Annotated in this window: 16 protein-coding genes; 9 read left to right on the forward strand and 7 right to left on the reverse strand. The window is 53.0% G+C overall.

What is annotated here, in order from left to right:
- Window positions 1–118: 118 nt before the first annotated feature.
- From WMW72_RS14150 to WMW72_RS14170, 5 genes are all read left to right on the forward strand, one after another.
- On the forward strand, window positions 119–1,576 hold the full coding sequence (locus WMW72_RS14150; protein WP_341416138.1) for a M14 family zinc carboxypeptidase: 1,458 nt from the start codon (window positions 119–121) through the stop codon (window positions 1,574–1,576).
- 41 nt (window positions 1,577–1,617) lie between these two features.
- On the forward strand, window positions 1,618–2,724 hold the full coding sequence (locus WMW72_RS14155; RefSeq protein ID WP_341416139.1) for an N-acetylmuramoyl-L-alanine amidase: 1,107 nt from the start codon (window positions 1,618–1,620) through the stop codon (window positions 2,722–2,724).
- Between the two features lie 348 nt (window positions 2,725–3,072).
- Entirely contained in the window at window positions 3,073–3,699 is a 627-nt protein-coding gene (locus tag WMW72_RS14160; RefSeq protein ID WP_341416140.1) for a hypothetical protein, read from the forward strand.
- Window positions 3,656–4,867: a hypothetical protein gene (locus WMW72_RS14165; RefSeq protein ID WP_341416141.1), complete on the forward strand. Its 1,212-nt coding sequence runs from the start codon at window positions 3,656–3,658 to the stop codon at window positions 4,865–4,867. The genes WMW72_RS14160 and WMW72_RS14165 overlap by 44 nt, the downstream gene beginning before the upstream one ends.
- 492 nt (window positions 4,868–5,359) lie before the next feature.
- Window positions 5,360–6,328, forward strand: a complete 969-nt coding sequence (locus tag WMW72_RS14170) for a quinone oxidoreductase family protein (RefSeq protein WP_341416142.1) — start codon at window positions 5,360–5,362, stop codon at window positions 6,326–6,328.
- Between the two features lie 159 nt (window positions 6,329–6,487).
- Here WMW72_RS14170 and WMW72_RS14175 read toward each other — a convergent pair whose 3' ends face one another.
- Window positions 6,488–7,558, reverse strand: coding sequence for an ATP-binding protein (locus WMW72_RS14175; protein WP_341416143.1), 1,071 nt, complete (start codon window positions 7,556–7,558; stop codon window positions 6,488–6,490).
- A gap of 329 nt (window positions 7,559–7,887) precedes the next feature.
- Between WMW72_RS14175 and WMW72_RS14180 the strand changes: the two genes are divergently transcribed.
- Window positions 7,888–8,445 carry a methylated-DNA--[protein]-cysteine S-methyltransferase gene (locus tag WMW72_RS14180; RefSeq protein ID WP_341416144.1) on the forward strand — a complete coding sequence of 186 codons (558 nt, stop codon included), beginning with the start codon at window positions 7,888–7,890 and terminating at the stop codon, window positions 8,443–8,445.
- Window positions 8,446–8,569: 124 nt separating this feature from the next.
- On the opposite strand, the gene WMW72_RS14185 is transcribed toward WMW72_RS14180, so the two are convergent.
- Window positions 8,570–9,013, reverse strand: coding sequence for a MarR family winged helix-turn-helix transcriptional regulator (locus WMW72_RS14185; RefSeq protein ID WP_341416145.1), 444 nt, complete (start codon window positions 9,011–9,013; stop codon window positions 8,570–8,572).
- Between the two features lie 121 nt (window positions 9,014–9,134).
- Here WMW72_RS14185 and WMW72_RS14190 point away from each other — a divergent pair, with 121 nt between their 5' ends.
- Window positions 9,135–9,722 (forward strand): NAD(P)H-dependent oxidoreductase, encoded by a 588-nt coding sequence (locus WMW72_RS14190; RefSeq protein ID WP_341416147.1) that lies wholly within the window; start codon window positions 9,135–9,137, stop codon window positions 9,720–9,722.
- Between the two features lie 94 nt (window positions 9,723–9,816).
- Here WMW72_RS14190 and WMW72_RS14195 read toward each other — a convergent pair whose 3' ends face one another.
- From WMW72_RS14195 to WMW72_RS14210, 4 genes are all read right to left on the reverse strand, one after another.
- Complete coding sequence (locus WMW72_RS14195) at window positions 9,817–10,293, reverse strand: hypothetical protein (protein ID WP_341416148.1); 477 nt, start codon at window positions 10,291–10,293, stop codon at window positions 9,817–9,819.
- Window positions 10,294–10,486: 193 nt separating this feature from the next.
- Entirely contained in the window at window positions 10,487–12,004 is a 1,518-nt protein-coding gene (locus WMW72_RS14200; RefSeq protein ID WP_341416149.1) for a HAMP domain-containing sensor histidine kinase, read from the reverse strand.
- Window positions 11,994–12,659: a response regulator transcription factor gene (locus WMW72_RS14205; RefSeq protein WP_341416280.1), complete on the reverse strand. Its 666-nt coding sequence runs from the start codon at window positions 12,657–12,659 to the stop codon at window positions 11,994–11,996. The genes WMW72_RS14200 and WMW72_RS14205 overlap by 11 nt, the downstream gene beginning before the upstream one ends.
- Window positions 12,660–12,823: 164 nt before the next feature.
- Window positions 12,824–13,579 carry a DeoR/GlpR family DNA-binding transcription regulator gene (locus tag WMW72_RS14210; protein WP_341416150.1) on the reverse strand — a complete coding sequence of 252 codons (756 nt, stop codon included), beginning with the start codon at window positions 13,577–13,579 and terminating at the stop codon, window positions 12,824–12,826.
- A 219-nt stretch (window positions 13,580–13,798) separates the two neighbouring features.
- Between WMW72_RS14210 and WMW72_RS14215 the strand changes: the two genes are divergently transcribed.
- Window positions 13,799–14,881 (forward strand): Gfo/Idh/MocA family protein, encoded by a 1,083-nt coding sequence (locus WMW72_RS14215; RefSeq protein ID WP_341416151.1) that lies wholly within the window; start codon window positions 13,799–13,801, stop codon window positions 14,879–14,881.
- Entirely contained in the window at window positions 14,881–15,711 is an 831-nt protein-coding gene (locus WMW72_RS14220) for a sugar phosphate isomerase/epimerase family protein (protein ID WP_341416152.1), read from the forward strand. The genes WMW72_RS14215 and WMW72_RS14220 overlap by 1 nt, the downstream gene beginning before the upstream one ends.
- Here WMW72_RS14220 and WMW72_RS14225 read toward each other — a convergent pair.
- Window positions 15,702–16,508 (reverse strand): inositol monophosphatase family protein, encoded by an 807-nt coding sequence (locus tag WMW72_RS14225; RefSeq protein ID WP_341416153.1) that lies wholly within the window; start codon window positions 16,506–16,508, stop codon window positions 15,702–15,704. The genes WMW72_RS14220 and WMW72_RS14225 overlap by 10 nt on opposite strands.
- Window positions 16,509–16,821 lie beyond the last annotated feature (313 nt).

Genomic DNA, 16,821 nt, shown 5'->3' on the forward strand with positions numbered 1-16,821 from the left:
AATATTTCAGCGAATATATAGTAATTTTGGGAGTCCTCTAGTAAACTAAACGTGCGCAGTAGGATATTTGGCCCAAGACAATAATCACAAGACCTCACGATTAGGAGAGCGTATTCTGGTGACAAAGAGACAACGCGGAAGACGGTTAGCCCTGTTAACGGTCATTCTAGGGACAGCCTTAATGATGGGAAATGTACATGCAGCTAGTCCGGATTTGCCGAGTGTAAGTAAGGATATCATTGATCCCTATCAGATGTACACGTACGAGCTCATGATTCAACAGATGGATCAGCTGGCCTCTGCCTATCCGGAATTAATCGAAGTGATATCGATAGGCAAGACGGATCTAGGACGGGACATCAAGGCGGTTCGATTAGGAAAAGGGGAGGCCTCTGTTCTCATAGACGGGTCTCAGCATGCGAGAGAATGGATGGGTACGAATCTGATTCTCTATATGATCGATCGTTATGCCTATGCATACGAGCACAATATGAAATATGATCAATATGTCGTTAGGGAATTATTGGACCAGAGCTCGATCTGGTTTGTGCCGATGGTCAATCCGGACGGTGTGTCGCTGCAGCAGCGGGGGCTGGAGGCTGTACCCGATTCATTGCATGCTGGCTTGCTCCGCATGAACGGCAATAGCGGTAGCTTCAAACGCTGGAAGGCCAATGCTCAGGGGATCGACATTAACAGGCAGTACCCGGCACTGTGGACCGGCATCCGCAATTCGCCTGCTTATCCGATGTTCAAGAATTATAAGGGTTCAGCGCCTGCTGAGACGGCGGAAGCAACCGCCATGATCCACTTTGCCTACAAGGCTGATCCGGAGATTGCGCTTTCTTACCATACCTCGGGTAAAGTCTTGTACTGGAATTTCAAGACACCACCGGAACATCTGGCACGTGATAAGAAGCTGGCCGATGCCATCAGCGCGATGACAGGCTATAGACAAGTGAAACCGGACAAGGATCCTTCAGGCGGAGGCTTCACGGATTGGTTCATCGCACAGTTCGGGCGCCCAGGATTTACGGCAGAGCTGGGGACGTATCAGGAGGAAACCGAGCTGCCGCTCTGGACGTTCACGGGCATCTGGGAAGAAAATCAGAAGCTGGGCCTCTACTTGGCTGCAGAAGCGTACAAGCTCTGGCATGAGCGTTATCCGGTGGAGAAGGTCGAGGAGAACATCCAACTGCTCGAATCCGTTCAACTCTACAACCGCCCTAATGAATCATTTCCCGTCGGAGCCAAGCTGGATGGAGCCAAGGTCATAGCCGACGCTCGCCTTGGCGATTGGTATCGTGTCCCGACCTGGCTCGGACCGAAATGGGTTCATATACAGCCAGGCTCTTATCTGAAGGGCCATAGTGAAGACTATAAGGAACGCATGAAGCTCACGGACAAAACGTCGATCTATCCGTACCCTAACGCGGACGACTCGGTCGTGGTTGCCGAGTTGAATCCGCAGGAAGTGGACGCCTTGGAGCGCTGGAACGGTTGGGTTTCGATTCGAACCTGGTTCGGTCAAGGGTGGATTCAGGAGAAGAAGCTGGCCGTGGTTCAACATCCATAGGATCAATAATCATAGTAAAGAAAGACGAAGGAGGCTAGGCCATGGTTCTCGTTACCCGTAGTATGACCGGTTTACTGGTCGCAGGATGTGTTCTTGTGTGTGGTTTCCTGCTCCCGGCACCCGTTAGCGCCAAGACGCAGGGTGAGCAGCTGATTTGTCTGGACCCCGGTCATCAATTGTATGGGAATAACGCGTTAGAGCCGGTTGCACCGGGTTCGGGAGAAAAGAAAGCCAAGGTGTCTTCCGGGACCCGAGGTGTCGTCACGAAGAAACCGGAGTACGTGCTGACCCTGGAAGCCTCCAAGCTGCTTAAGGACAAGCTGGAGCTGCTCGGCTACCGGGTCGTCATGACCCGGGAGTCTCATGAAGTCGATATGTCTAATGTTGGGCGGGCTCAACTGTGCAATGACGTTCAAGCAGATTTGGCGGTACGGATACACGCCGATGGGGATAGCTCTCCCAAGACGCAAGGCATGTCCCTGCTGTATCCGGCATGGACGAAGGAGAATCAAGGGATCTTTGCTCAGAGCAAGGAAGCGGCGGAGCTCATCTTGAATAAAGCCGTCGCTGCTACGCAAGCTAGCTCTCGAGGCGTGGTGCCGCGTTCGGATCTTACCGGCTTCAATTGGTCCACGGTGCCGTCCGTTCTGGTGGAAATGGGCTTTATGACCAACCCCGATGAGGATCGGCGGTTATCGGATGCTGGGTATTTGAATATCTTAACCCAGGGAATCGCCGATGGGATTAACGAGGCGATGGCGTATCCGGCCGATGGGCCCGACGTGCAAGAGTCCTCTCGGATCTACTTGCCAACGGGCACTCAGCTATATGAACTGTCCAACGGGAAGTTCACCCGTACTTCATTGGGTTTGTCACCGCAGATTCTGGAGGTTGCTGCCACAAGGGGCAATTGGGGCAAGGTGAGCACTTGGGTCGGCGAGCGCTGGTTGCCTCTCGGGCAGGCGCTGACGCCGGTCCATTCCGTAGATAAACAAATTGAGCTCCAGGCTAACACGCCGTTCTATCGCAGTCCGCTCGACACGCAGCCCGCCGGGCGGCTGTCCGCTCAGAAGGTGAATATCCGGGAGCAGTGGCAGGAGTGGGTGCTGATCGAGACTTGGCTGGGGAAGATGTGGGTGCGGGAGTGAGCGCCTAAGAAATTAAAAGATGACTGGAAGAATTGAAATTAGTCATTCAGTGGAGAAGGACTTTCAATTTAATGAAATGGAATCAAGAGGCCGCTGCCATTGCCAACGTATAATGGCTTGGATAGGATCTCAAAAAGGACTGGCTGGCACCCGGATTAATCGGTGCCGGCTTCTTTGCATTTTCCACATGAAACTGTGAATATGGGCTACAAATCTATTACTATAATCTGGTACTTTAGTCGTTAGTATGATAGTATGAAATTGTTGCAATTTGTTAAAATTTGCTGATTCATGCAGTGAGTATTAATCAGTTTCTACTACATAAAATCATCATTAACAGGAGGATCCATGGCGAAGATTATGGTGAATACTTGCCCCAATTGTGGAGCAAACCTGGCGGTAGATTTGGACCAGATCTGTGAATTTTGCGGGACGGCCTACATTCCCAAAAACCTCGTATCCCTGGCCAAGATGGACAGTCAAACCAAGCACAAGTACATCACCTCGTACAAGGAAAGGCTCGAGGACAACAAAGAAAATATTCCGGTCGCGGTTTCCCTGGCTATGTGTCACATCGATGCGCAAAATTATGAGTTTGCCTTCGAAATTCTGAGGAAGTTGGCCGAGAATAACTGCTCGGATCCCAACGTCTTCTACTATATGGCGCTTGCTATGCTCGAAGGGAAAAAGCCGCGTGTACTGCGTATGGACAAAGTCCGCAAGGTAGAGTCGTATTTGAATAGCGCCCAGGTTTTGTCCAGCGGTAACGGCTTGTACTATATCATGCAAGCGGTGATCAAGCGGGACTATTATGAATATTACTTGTTCAATATGCACCCGGGAGGGAGCAGCAGGACGCTTCTGGAGACAGCGAATAATTTTAATCTGGATGCGGAAGAGGTTCACCAGATTATAAAAATCGTGAAGCTCGATGAGAGCGATCAACGTTATTTTGACTCCGTGTTGGCCATTTAAACCGAAAGGTGATGCTATGAGCACTCTAAAAAAACTGTCAGATGTCTCCTATGAACAGCTCCCGCTAACAGAGAAGCTGGCCTATCTGAACAATAGTCTGACCACTGTGGCTCCTGCTTTCCATCAAGCGGAACCTGATTTAAAGAAAAACCGTCTGTTTAACAACTTGGCTACTAAGCCGGTGAGATGCTGGTTCATTGTAGCTTTTATACTCAGTGCATTGATAGCTGCAGTTAAGGAAGCCCATGCCATTTCCATGACGGCTGCCATCATCCTGTGGAGTATTGTCGCTCTGCTGCTGATCGTATACTTCATATTCAAGAAAAAAGTCGATGGTTATTTTATTCGTTATAATGATAAGTTAACGGCAAAGTTCACAGAAGAGCATGAAAGCAAGCTGGATACTTACCATGCTGAACTTAGCCATCATCAAGCTGAATTAGACGAGTATAATGCGAGAGAGCTGACTTATGAACAAGCGGCACAAACGGTAGAACAGGCCATTCATTACCATGGCGTGAGATTTTGCCGAACACTGCTCGGGGTTGATGAAACGGAGCTAATTGCCCTTCACATCCTCTCAGCACCCGTTCGAGAGAAACTCTCCAAAAGTTATGGCGAGCAGGCAGTAAGTGCTTCCCATCAGGTCCAGTATATCTGCATGACAGATACGGAGCTCTATGAGATGAATGGGGAGCTTGATTTGTTGAGTGGGGAAATGACCAATTATGACACAGCAAGAGTGCTTTATTCGAGGATCAAAAATGCTGAGGAACGGCAAAACCAATATAATTGCTTGAATTTCTTTGCCATTACAACCAGTAATTACGATGGCAGCGAGAGCGATGTTATGTACATTCCCTCCGGCAACCTTAGGCCCCAAGTTCACTATTATATTCAATCCGTAACCTGGGCACCGCTGAGTAAGGACGCTTTGCTCTATGCTCAAACGAAAGAGGCTCGCAAGGCGGTCAATTCATATATCCAAACTCCGTTATATTACGATAAGTTCCAGGAAGTCGTAAAGTATATCCAAAATTATAACTGTCTCAACTACGAATCCTACAAGCAGATGACAGAAACCCAAGCAGATATTGATAATTATAAAACGGTTAAACAGGTCGTAGAAAGAGCGGTAAACCGAATGATTCGCGAGAGCAGCATGTGAAGAGAATCAGCTGATCACCGATGCGCCTTCCTAGCACAGGAGGGCGTATTTGTTTGGCAGGGGAGTCTCATCCATGCGCCCGCCAAGACCATGATTGATTAAAATCAAATCGTACCTTGTATCCCACTGTCGGGCCCCCGTATGCTTAGACCAGTTAATAGGAAGGTGAGGGGTCCATATGCCAAATTCGTACTCTAGTCTGATCCAAGGTTAGCCATTACAGACTGGGAGGAATGACAGCATTGAACACGGACATTACCACGATGCGGCTGGAGACAGAGCGGAAATAAACTCTCGAGAGAGCGGTTTGGCGAGCGTCAAGCTAGATAATAGAAGAAAGTCCATCCTGCGGGATGGACTTTTTCATAATTTATAGGTTGTTACTGGTAGCGGGAAGGGACTATTGGATTCATCAGGCACCGGATGTATATAATAATGGACATGGATAATAGATAGGTGAAGATAGAGGATTGAATTAATGGGAGGTACTCTATGAAAGCATTGGTATTTGAACGGTTTGGCGGGCCGGAGGTGCTCTATGATGCAGATCTGCCGGACCCTGCGCTGGAACCGGGGACGGTGCTGGTGAGGATGCGAGCGGTCGGGTTGAACTTTGCAGATATTTACCGCAGACGTGGCGATTATCACCTGGCCGGTACGGCCCCCTATATCTTAGGCTATGAAGGGGCTGGTCTTGTGGAACAAGTTGCCTCGGATGTCCATACAGTGAAGGTTGGCGATCGGGTCGCCTTCGCCGACGTCCCGCATGCCAATGCGGAGCTGGTGAAGGCAGATGCGGACCACTTGATTCCGCTGCCGGAGGACATCACCTTCGAGCAGGCGTCTGCCTTGATGCTGCAGGGACTGACTGCGCATTATTTGATACATGATAGCTACCCGGTTGGGGCTGGCGATGACGTCTTGATTCATGCGGCTGCAGGCGGGGTAGGGCAGATCCTGACGCAGCTATGTAAAAGCAAGGGTGCAAGGGTGATCGGATTGACCTCTTCCGGCGCAAAGCGGGAAGCTGCGCTGAAGGCAGGGGCGGACGTGGTTCTGCTGTACGACAGCGATTGGGTGAATGAAGTGATCCGCTGGTCCAGAGCGGGCAGCGGAGTGGACGCCGTCTACGATGCGGTGGGATCTACGTTAATGGATAGCTTCAACGCGGCGAGAGTCAAAGGTACGGTCGTTTTCTATGGGATGGCAGGCGGAAATCCGCCGCATATAGATCCCCGGATGCTCATGGATACGTCCAAGACATTGACGGGAGGCGATCTGTGGAATCATGTGGTGACCCGGGAGGATCGGATCGAGCGGGCAGGCACGCTCTTTGATGCGCTGAGACAGGGCCTCCTGCAGCTGGAGCCGCCCAAGCGGTTCTCCCTTCAGGAGGGCGCAAAGGCACACCGGCTGATGGAAAGCCGGGGACATGCTGGTAAAATCCTGCTCATTCCCTAGACGAGAAATAGAAGGCGGAGGCACCTTGAGTATATAGGCCGCCCGTTCCGTTCGGAACTGGAAAAGTTCTGAACGGAACGGGCGGTCTTGTATTCGTGCTTCCTAAATAATGCGGTCCACAGAAAAGATTGGCCGAACCGCGAGCTTGGTTGCTCCGCTTTATGGATGGATCATGAAGTTGAGATTGGAATAGGCTGTTACATACTCTTGTTGACGCGCATACAGCTTCTCGGGGTCGAAGCCTACTCCGAATAATTCGGGGTCCGGCTTAAATGTAACCCGGGTTCCCGTGTCCGTGGAGGTACCGACGGTCATGAGTCCAGATTGGGGAATCCCCTGTCTATACTCTTGACGATAGGTCTTGCCGTCACGGCGAATTTCGACGGTCAGCTTGTGGGAGAGTGCATTCACCACCGCCATGCTGATCCCTTTCTCGGCTCCGGGGACCTGGAAGGGGGCACTGCTGTTAAACCGACTGATGTCCGTAAATAACGATTGAACCGTTGGGAATTCCGTATGTGGAAGTGCTTGGACCGGAATGCCTCTGCCGTTATCCGAGACGGTGATGCTGCCGTCATCATGCAGAAATAAATGAATTTCACTGCAAAAACCGGCTTGGTGTTCCAGAATGGAGTTTTCGACGACAGCCCACAGGATGTGGTGAATATCGAAGTCTTGAGCTTTGCCAAGATAAGCCCCGGCGTTGTTCCGGGTTTCCATCATGTCCATATAATCGCTGGTATCCAGTAGATCACCGACAGCAGCCAGCAGCAATAGGAATGGAAGGGCACGGTGATGGGGGAGCGCATACCGTCCTCCGCTCTCTTGAACTAATAAATCAGCGCCTAGCAGAGCCTTGAGATGGTGGTACAGCTGACCCGTTGTGCCCATCCCTAATCGGTCCACCAGCTCGGAGCCTGTCAGCGGTTCGTGGAGAACGGATCTGAGGATGTCCAGGCGCTGCTTATTGCCAAGTGCAGCTAGAACCTTGGAAGCCTTCTCGCTGTTTAATCCCAGCAGGTGTTCCATTCTGCGCTCCTGGGGTTCCCATCGGAGGCCTTGGTCGCCTAGCTGAGCATGGCCCGAATAGTAAACGGAGCTTGTGTGGGTCTCCGGGAGGGCGGGGCTCATCCCTGATTTTTTGTCTATCACCAGGTGTTGAAGGAGTTGTTGCAGGTTTTCCATCTGCATCTTGAGTGCATCCATCTCACCGGCTAAGTCACGGGTCATCACTGAAGATCACCTACCCTTAAAATTAATTACGTAATTACGTAATTATTATAAATCATAAATCGTTACGTGTAAATACTTGGAATATTGTGATCGAATAATCAAGGAAACGAAATAAAGGATATGAAACTGAATCATCGAATAGAAACAACATCCAAGAGATGAAGAAGCGATAGCTGGCGGCGAGTGGGGACACCTTGCCGCTGCCAAAGTACTGGTGAACAGCAAGGACGTGGCCTTTGAAGCTCCCGGATGGATCTGATCTCCAATCATCCCGAGCTGACCGGCCTGGTTGTCCGGGAAACTGTAACCGGATTAAGAAAGGGGTGATGGCGGTGAGAACCGACATGATGTGGATGAGGCTGGAGCTCGAGGGGCGACGCTGGCTGCTGCTGGCGACCGAGCGCGGGCTGTGCAGGATTATATTCCCGCATGAGGATCTGGAGAGCTGGAGCGGCTGGATCAGCCGGGTAGCTCCTCGTGCCGAGCTGAGAGAGGACCCGGCCGCGCTCAAGCAGACCGGTGTGGTGCAGTGGCTGCATGCTTATTTTGATGGGGAGCGGACTTCACTCGCACATATTCCGCTGGATCTGATCGGCACGCCGTTCCAACAGCAGGTGTGGACGGTACTGGGACAGGTCCCGTACGGAGAAACCCGGACGTATGGGCATATCGCAGCTGTGATCGGCAGACCCCAGGCGGTGAGGGCGGTTGGCGCGGCCAACGGGGCCAACCCGATTCCCGTTCTGCTGCCCTGCCACCGGATCGTCAGCGCAGACCGCAAGCTGACGGGCTTCCGCGGCGGTCTGGAGATGAAGCGCAGGCTGCTGGAGCTGGAGCAAGTGGAAGGCGTTGCAGACGGCGGTCATGCCCGGTTCCAATTCTGAAAGTGCACGATGCTTCAACGGTTGGATAGAGCTTGTAAGCACGGAAAAGCCCCGATGAACTCGGGGCTTTTCGGCATGGTGCCGCCTCGGGAGCTATGCTCCACAGCTTAGGCCGGAAGCTGCCTCAGCCTGGCTTCGGTCCATGAAATACCTGGTCTTGCAGAAGATCTAGCGCTTGCCCAATGCTCTCCAGTTCCTCCTCCGGGATATGCCGGATGCGCTCCTCGAGTCGGGCTTCAGCTTGCGCGAACACGCCGTTCATCAGAGCTTCCCCCTTGGGTGAAAGCCGGATGAATTGCTTGCGCCGGTCATCGGCAGCCGCAATCTTTTCGCAGAACTGCTTTTCGGTTAGCTTCCGGAGCTCACGGCTGGTATTCGGCATGGACATATGCATGCATTCACTGATATCGCTTAACGTAGCAGGCTGGCTGACGGCCAGATATTCGAGAATTTTATATTGAACGCTCGTGACGGTATCCGGCTTCAGGTCCTTGGTCATTTCATTGGAGACTTGATGAACGGCGGCCGTAAAGGCTACGAATTTTTGAAATAAAGCATGCTTGTCCACAACATCACCTCTACTGACAACATACCAAATTCATTATCAAATAACAATTATCATTTGACAACTAAATAATGGGCGTGCTACCCTTTACTTATCAAATGACAAGTAAAGAGGAGTGCCTGACATGAATATGCTCATCATCTATACCCATCCGAATCATCAGAGTCTGAGCTATGCCTTTCTCGAGGAAGTGATCCGTGGGAGCCGCGAGAACGCTGCGGTGCACGATGTGAAGATTCTGGACTTATATGAAGAAGGCTTTAACCCGGTTCTGGTGTTTAATAAGAATAAACGCAGGAGAGACATGCATAGCGACCCGGAGCTTGAGGTGTACAGGGAGCAGCTTCGATGGGCGGATAAGATCGTATTCGTCTATCCCATATGGTGGGGACGGCCTCCGGCCATGCTGATGGGGTACATCGACCAGATGTTTGCTTCGGGATTCGCGTACAAGGATAAGGGCAAGCTGCTGCCGGAGGGGCTCTTGAAGGGGAAGTCAGTCGTGTGCATTTCTTCGATGAAAGGCCCGGCCCTATACCCGTTATTCTGGCTCAATAACGCGCACAAAATCTTAATGCGCAAGGCGTTGTTCCAATACGTAGGCATCAAGCAGGTCAAGTTCTTCGAATTCGGCAATATGGAGAGCCCGCGCGGACGGCAGCAGGAGAAGCTGAACAAGGTGTATCGTTACTTCAAATCGCTAGCGGGGTAAGGCAGGATGGGAACAACGGGTATACAGGATACCCGGACGAAGAAAAACAACCGGGCAGTTGTCTGCACCGGTTGTTTGCAAGAAAAGCATATAATTATTTGGCCGCTGTCGTGGTCGCTCCCGGGTGAATGCCTTGTACCTTGCCGACGACCTTGAATTTGCCTTCCTTGATCTTGGAAAGGTCAATTTGGGAAAGGTCGATGTTGGAATCGGCCGGTTGAAGCGTGGCCGAAGCACCTGCTGCGGTCTTGCCTTCAAATGTCCCAGACACGGGGCCGATGACTTCAAACTTGCCTTCCTGAGCGTTGGAGAGGTCGGGCTTGGCGTCAACAGCTTCAAGCGCTGGGGCCGTCGAAGCGGCTGTTGTCGTTGAGCCCTCCAGGTTGCCCTGCACCTTGCCGATCGCCGTGGCCTTGCCTTCCTTTACCTTGGACCAATCAATTTTGGCATTCGTCGCAACGAGCGTTACTTTGTTGTCTGTCGCTTTATCCGTTGTTGCCGCAAAAGCCGCTTGAGCCGAAACCACCGTAATCGCCATCGCTGTACCGAGCATAATCAATTTCTTTTTCATTTCTTTTCCATCTCCTCTGTTTGTTTGTTTTTCTCTTACACTTATGAGTTTAGCCTGTACATCTGGAGTTAAGATGGAGCGGAGATGTGATGTACGTGTATTTTGGGAGGGAATATGGCTCTGGGGTCCCAACCGCAACCTATAAGCAAAAACAACCGGGGCAGTTGCCTGCGCCGGTTGCTTGGAGATGCTGCTATAGGTAGCTTGCCTTTAGTAGGGGAGCTGTCGGATCTAGTGCCTTCTGCGAGGCCGTTGGAGTTTGTATGAAATGAAAGCTGAAGACAACGCCCTCTGCCGTATTTCTGGCTCGAATGCCGATGCCCAGCTGCTGTAAAATATGCTTGGTCAGATACAGCCCCAGCCCGCTGCCGCCCGTATTCCGGTTGCGTGACTGCTCGAGCCGGTAGAAGGGCTCGAAGATCCGGTCGAGTTTGCCCGCGTCGATTTGTGCGCCAGTGTTCAGAATCTCCAGCGCCGCGCTGCCGGTCCCGGCAGCCGCGGTGATCACGACTTTTTCCCCCGGATTCGTGTAGATGATCGCATTATGCGTCACATTGTTCAAGGCTGTCTCCAGCAGCTTCCTGTCGGTGCGGATCGACAGATCCGCCGGTACATCTGCTTGCAGCGTTACGCCTCGCTGAAGTCCCAGCTCCTCATACTTCGCCAATAGCCCTTCGACAGTCTCATGCAGCGATACCTGCTCATCGCGTCCCATGACGGTCAGCTGATCGGACTTGGCGACACGGAGAATATCCGAGATCAAGGTCTCCATGTCCTCGGCCACCTGCAGGGTTTTCTCCAGGTAGACCTCCCGGTCTGCATAGATCCCGATCCGGTAAAGCATGCCTTCGAGCTGCCCCTTCATAATGGTCAGTGGCGACTTTAGTTCGTGGGAAACGGCCGCGAACAGCTCTCTTCGGCGGTTCTCGACTTCACGTTCGCGTTCCATCTCCAGTTGGAGCTGCGTATTGGCCGTCTGCAAGTCGCCGATCGAGGTCTGCAGATTGGCTGCCATCGTGTTCAGACTCGCGGCCAACCGTCCGATTTCATCGGAAGAATGCACCGGGATGCGTGTATCCAGGTTCAGCTCGGCCATTCGGCTGGCGGAAGCGGTAATTTTGCGGATCGGCCTCGTAATCAGCATCGTGTACAGAAAAGACCCGCCGACTGCGGCTATCACAATAAATAGTCCCACGTAGGGAGCCAGCAGCATGAGGACCTTGGAGGCCTCATCGATAGGCTGGAGGGTAGAGGTGGCGGTCAGGGTGGCTGTCTTGCCTTGGTAGGTCACGGTTCTTGTCAGCTTCGGGCCCTCTTTCGCACCGGTGACAGGAGTGAGCGAGGTGAAAGGCGCCTCTATGGGGGTTAGCTGAGATACAGTCCCTATAGCGTTGACTGAGCCTAACTGGATCTGCGGGAATAGAGACTTCTTCTCTCCGTCGACGATGAAAATCATGGAGTTTGTACGCTGTCTCACACCCTCCAGCTCTTTGGTGAAGTCCTCAGCGGATAGCGCCGGGCTCTTGGCGATAAATTCGTCAACCTCCCGCTCAAGCTGATGCTGCTTGTAGCTTTTGTAAGTTGGTGGCAGCAGCGTGAAAATAATCAGATAGGTGATCACGGAAAAAAGCAGCAGAATGGTCCCCGTTAAGGCGAACACTTTAAAGGCGATGTTGTTCCGCATGAAAGCTGTCCGTTTTTTAATGTTCAAGTTTATATCCCACTCCTTTCACCGTCTTGATGTAAGGAATATTGGTTTTCTTACGAATATTTTTCAGATGGGTATCGATGATCCGGCTGTCGCCGAAATAATCATAACCCCAGAGCTGGTCCAGCAGCTGCTCCCGGGTTACGATCTTCCCGGGCTGGGCGGCCAGGGTTTTCAGAATCTCAAATTCCTTGGTCGTCAGTCCCACGGACATGCCGCCCACATAGGCGTTATAGGAGTCCATATCCAGCCGGAGCTCATGAAATTCGAGCCAATTGCCAGACTGGACAGGACGTGAGCGCCGGAGTACGGCCTCGACTCGTTTGATTAGCAGCTTGTAGGAGAAGGGCTTGGTCATATAATCGTCAGTCCCGTTCTCGAAGCCTTGGATTTGATCATGCTCTTCATGGAGCGCAGTCAACAGAATGATAGGAACATTGGACTGCTGTCTAAGAATCCGGACGACATCATGGCCATTCAGGTTAGGCATCATGATATCGGAAATCACCAGATCGTACGTGTCTTGATTCCACAGCTCTAGGCCTTCGGCGCCATCGGAGGCAGACGTGACGGCATAGCCTTGCGAGGACAGGAACTGCTCGAGCAGCTGCCGGATGGCAGCGTCATCTTCTATGACGAGGATACGTTCGTTCATGATTGGTTCACCCCAGCTCCAGTATATACGCTGAATCTGAAGTTGGTATGAAGTTAGAGCTGTTAGTTTCATCCAAGAGGGTCGTTGTGGGAAGAGGGAGTTGAAAGTCGGAGCATGCAGAATCACAAAGCTGCATGCTTCTTCGCGACTCTGCCGGGAGAAGTCTATTAACCTCGCAGGATCGAAATCCCGAGCTGGCGGTAAGGCTGCAGCGTCTCGTCCGGCACTTCATGATCCGTTATAAGGTAAGTTAGAGCATGGGTCGGAGCTACGATAAAGGAGGAGGCGGTTCCCAGCTTATCCGCTGTGGCCAGAGCGACGATCTCGGAGGATGCTTCGATCATCTGCTTCTTCACATACGTTTCCTCCAGATAAGGGACGCTGATCCCGATCTCCGGGTGAATGGAGCATACGCCGAGAAAGCACAGGTCGGCGCGTATTTTGCTTAGCGCCTCGACGGTTGCCGCTCCGATGTTGACGAGCGAGTTTTTGTGCAGCTGTCCGCCCAGCATGACAACATCGATCTTCGGATGGGCGGCCAGCGCGACAGCGATAGGCGGGCTGTTGGTGATCACGGTCGCCATCAGGTGATGCGGCAGGCGCTCGGCGACCCTCAGGGTGGAGGTACTGCCATCCATGAGGATGACTTGACCGTTCCTGACGAGGGAGATGGCCGCTTCTGCGAGCTTTTCCTTGGATTCGACCGAGTCGCGCTGCCGGTCCTCGAAGTGTGCGGCCGAAGGCGACTTGGGCAGGGCTCCTCCATGTACGCGATGGAGCAGGCCCAGCGAGTCCATTTCACGCAGGTCACGGCGTACGGTGTCTTCGGATACGCTCAGAATCTGGCTCAATTCTGTCGCAATGACTTTTCCGTGCAGCTGCAGCCTTTCCAGTATGGCTTGGTGCCTTTCTTCTCTAAGCATCACAACAGGCTCCTTGGGGTTATTGGATTGGATAGGTCGGGCGATTTTGAATGGAATCATTATAAGTGATGGCTCTCATTAGGGTCAATGAAAAGCAAGGATAAACATGCACGGTCATTCCTGATTTCTTTCATTGACAATACGTGTTTTTGCGATTTATTATACGTGTATATAATTGTTATTGCGCGATTTTACTTGCATATAAGAGGGGGCCGTGAAATGGGAGTCATGGAGGTGCAACCCGGTAAGCTTAGAATCGGTGTGCTCGGCTGCGGTCCGATTTCCCAGGCAGCGCATTTTGAGGCGTGCCGGAGAGCGGGAAATGCTGAACTTTACGCGATTTGCGATGTGGCGGAGGACTTGCTCGAAGCTATGCAGAATCTGCACAAGCCGAAGGCGGCCTATACCGATTATGACCGGATGCTTGCCGATCCTCAGGTGGATGCGATTATCATCGGCATCGCCGACCAATTTCATGTGCCGATGGCTTTGAAGGCGATCCGGGCGGGGAAGCATGTGCTGGTCGAGAAGCCCCTGGGTGTTACGGTCGAGGAGTGCGAGGGGCTAGAATCTGCGGTACGGGCATCGGGGCTGATCCTGCAGGTCGGCACGATGAAAAGGTTCGACCCGGGCATCGCTTATGCGGAGAAATTCATCCGGGAAGAGATGGGCGAGATGCTCGCCCTGAAGGCCTGGTATTGTGATTCGACGGTCCGCTATACGGTGTGCGGGAATGTAATGCCGATCCCGGTCCTCAGTGAGAACGCCAGAAGACCGGAGGGCGCTCCTAAGCTCGACCGGCAGCGCTATTACATGCTAACGCATGGCAGTCATCTGGTCGATACGGCCCGGTTTCTGGGCGGGGAGATCGTCCGTGTACAGGCGTGGCATGTGCAGAAGTATGGCGCGTACAGCTGGCTCGTGACGGTAGAGTACGAGAGCGGAGCCGTCGGTCAATTGGATCTCACGGTAGCCGTACGGATGGATTGGCACGAAGGATTCCAGGTGTACGGCGAGCATGGCAGTGTCGTCGCCAAGACGTACAACCCGTGGCTGTTCAAGTCTAGCGTGGTCGAGGTGTACTCCGCGAAGGATGGGCTGTTCCGCAAGCCGCTAGGGGAGGATGCCCACTTCTACCGTCTGCAGGTGGAAGCCTTCGCCGATACGATTCTGCAGGGTGCCCCGATGCGCGGCGCCACTGTGCAGGACGGCGTGCAGGCGATGAGAGTGATGGCGGCGATTGCCCGGTCCGTGGAAACCGGGGGAAAAGTGAATGTGTCGGACATCACTGGGGGTGTCTGATGGAGCTCGGGATATTTGCCAAAACGTTCGCCCGTCGGTCCGTGGAGCAAGTGTTCGAGGCGGTTCACAATCACGGTCTCTCCTGCGCCCAGTTCAACCTGTCCTGCGCAGGCTTGCCGTCCATGCCAGACCGCATCGATGAAAATACGGCCCGAATGATCGGCCGGGAGGCTCGGGCCCGTGGCATACGGCTGTCAGCCGTATCGGGCACCTTCAACATGGCCCACCCCGATGAAGCGCACAGGTGCCGTGGCCTGCGGCGGCTTGCCGTCCTGGCCGCGATCTGCGGAGAGATGGGCACATCGGTGATTACGCTGTGCACGGGAACCCGGGACCCGGAGCATATGTGGCGCCGGCATGCGGACAACTGCTCGGCTGCAGCCTGGATGGCGATGGCTGACACAGTCGGCCAGGCGCTGCAGATCGCCGAGGCGCATAAGGTCACGCTCGCCATCGAGCCCGAGGGAGCCAATATTATTTCCACAGCGGCCAAGGCTAGGAAGCTGCTGCTGGAGATGGGCTCACCCTATTTGAAAATCGTCATGGACGCAGCGAATCTGTATGATCCCAGGCAGACCAAGCCGATGAACGACGTGCTTAGTGAGGCTTTCCACCTGCTGGGCGAGCATATCGTGATCGCGCATGCCAAGGATGTGAGTCTGGCTGGTGACTCGCCATTTGTAGCGGCCGGCCAAGGGCTGATCGATTATGCACATTATGTGCAGCTATTGCGCGCACACGGCTTCGACGGAGCCCTCATCCTGCATGGCCTAAGCGAGGAGCAGGTGGGTGACAGCGTCCAATTTCTGAGAAGCCAGCTTCAAGCTTGAATCCCCTTCAACTCTGCCGACAGCTGATCGAATACCTCCCGGTGCGAAGCGATAATACCGCTCGTCCCCCAGGTAAAAGGATTCCCCTTGCTGTCGGATACCGTCCCGCCCGCTTCCTGCACGAGCAGGGCGCCTGCCAGCCAGTCATAGTAGTGGCTTCCGAATTCCCAGTAGCCGTCCAATTTGCCGCAGGCCACATAGGCGAGCTGCAGGGAGACCGACCCCAGCATTTTGACCGCCATGGCTTTGGGCATCACCTGAGCGATCCCGCGAACCGTCAATTCCGCGGATTCCGCATCTTCGGCTGGCCTGGAGGGCAGCGAGGTCGTGACGTAGGCGTTGGCCAGGCCCTTCTTCTGTGAAACGTGAATAGGCTGCCCATTCAGATAGGCGCCTTCCCCCGCCACCGCGTGGAATAACTCCTGACTGCAAGGGTCATACACGAAGGAAGCGGCCGGTTTCCCGTCACGAACGAGGCACAGCGAGAAAGCGTACAGCGCGAAGCCCTGAATATAGTGCAAGGCCCCATCCAACGGATCACAAATCCAGTACTCCCTGGCGTATTCCGCCTGCTGCTGCTGGTCGACGTCTAACTCCGAATCCGACCAAGGGATGGACGGGTATCTGACAGACACCTCAGCTCTCAGGGTATCGATGACCCAGGTATTCATCGCTTGAATCTCCGCAAAAATTTCTTCAAAGGTGGACAGTCGCAGGTTTTGTTTGGATGTCTCATGGATTCGGGCACCTACGGTACGGATAAGCTCGCTGCAAAAGGTCATATCGATGGTGGTCATACTGGCATCAACCTTTTTTTGGATCGTATTTTAAAATACCACTAAAATGAGACTAATAAAAAGCATGCCGATGAGACATAAATAAGATTAGATGAAGATAATGGCTTCCAGCACATGTGTATTGTGAGTGGTATGTATAGATACTACTGTAAAATAAGTGTGCTCGTCAAGATTAGTCCCATCTGTGTCGTACATAGGGGCAGCGCAGCGGCTCTGGCTACGCAGGGAAACCCGAAGAAGCAACACTCATCGTCGGATGTCCGGTTGCTTCTTCGGTTTGTTGAGGTTTCCCGCCCTGTAAGATTGCCCGTTG

The organism is Paenibacillus filicis, assembly GCF_038070315.1.
Classification (GTDB): Bacteria; Bacillota; Bacilli; order Paenibacillales; family NBRC-103111; genus Paenibacillus_G; species Paenibacillus_G filicis.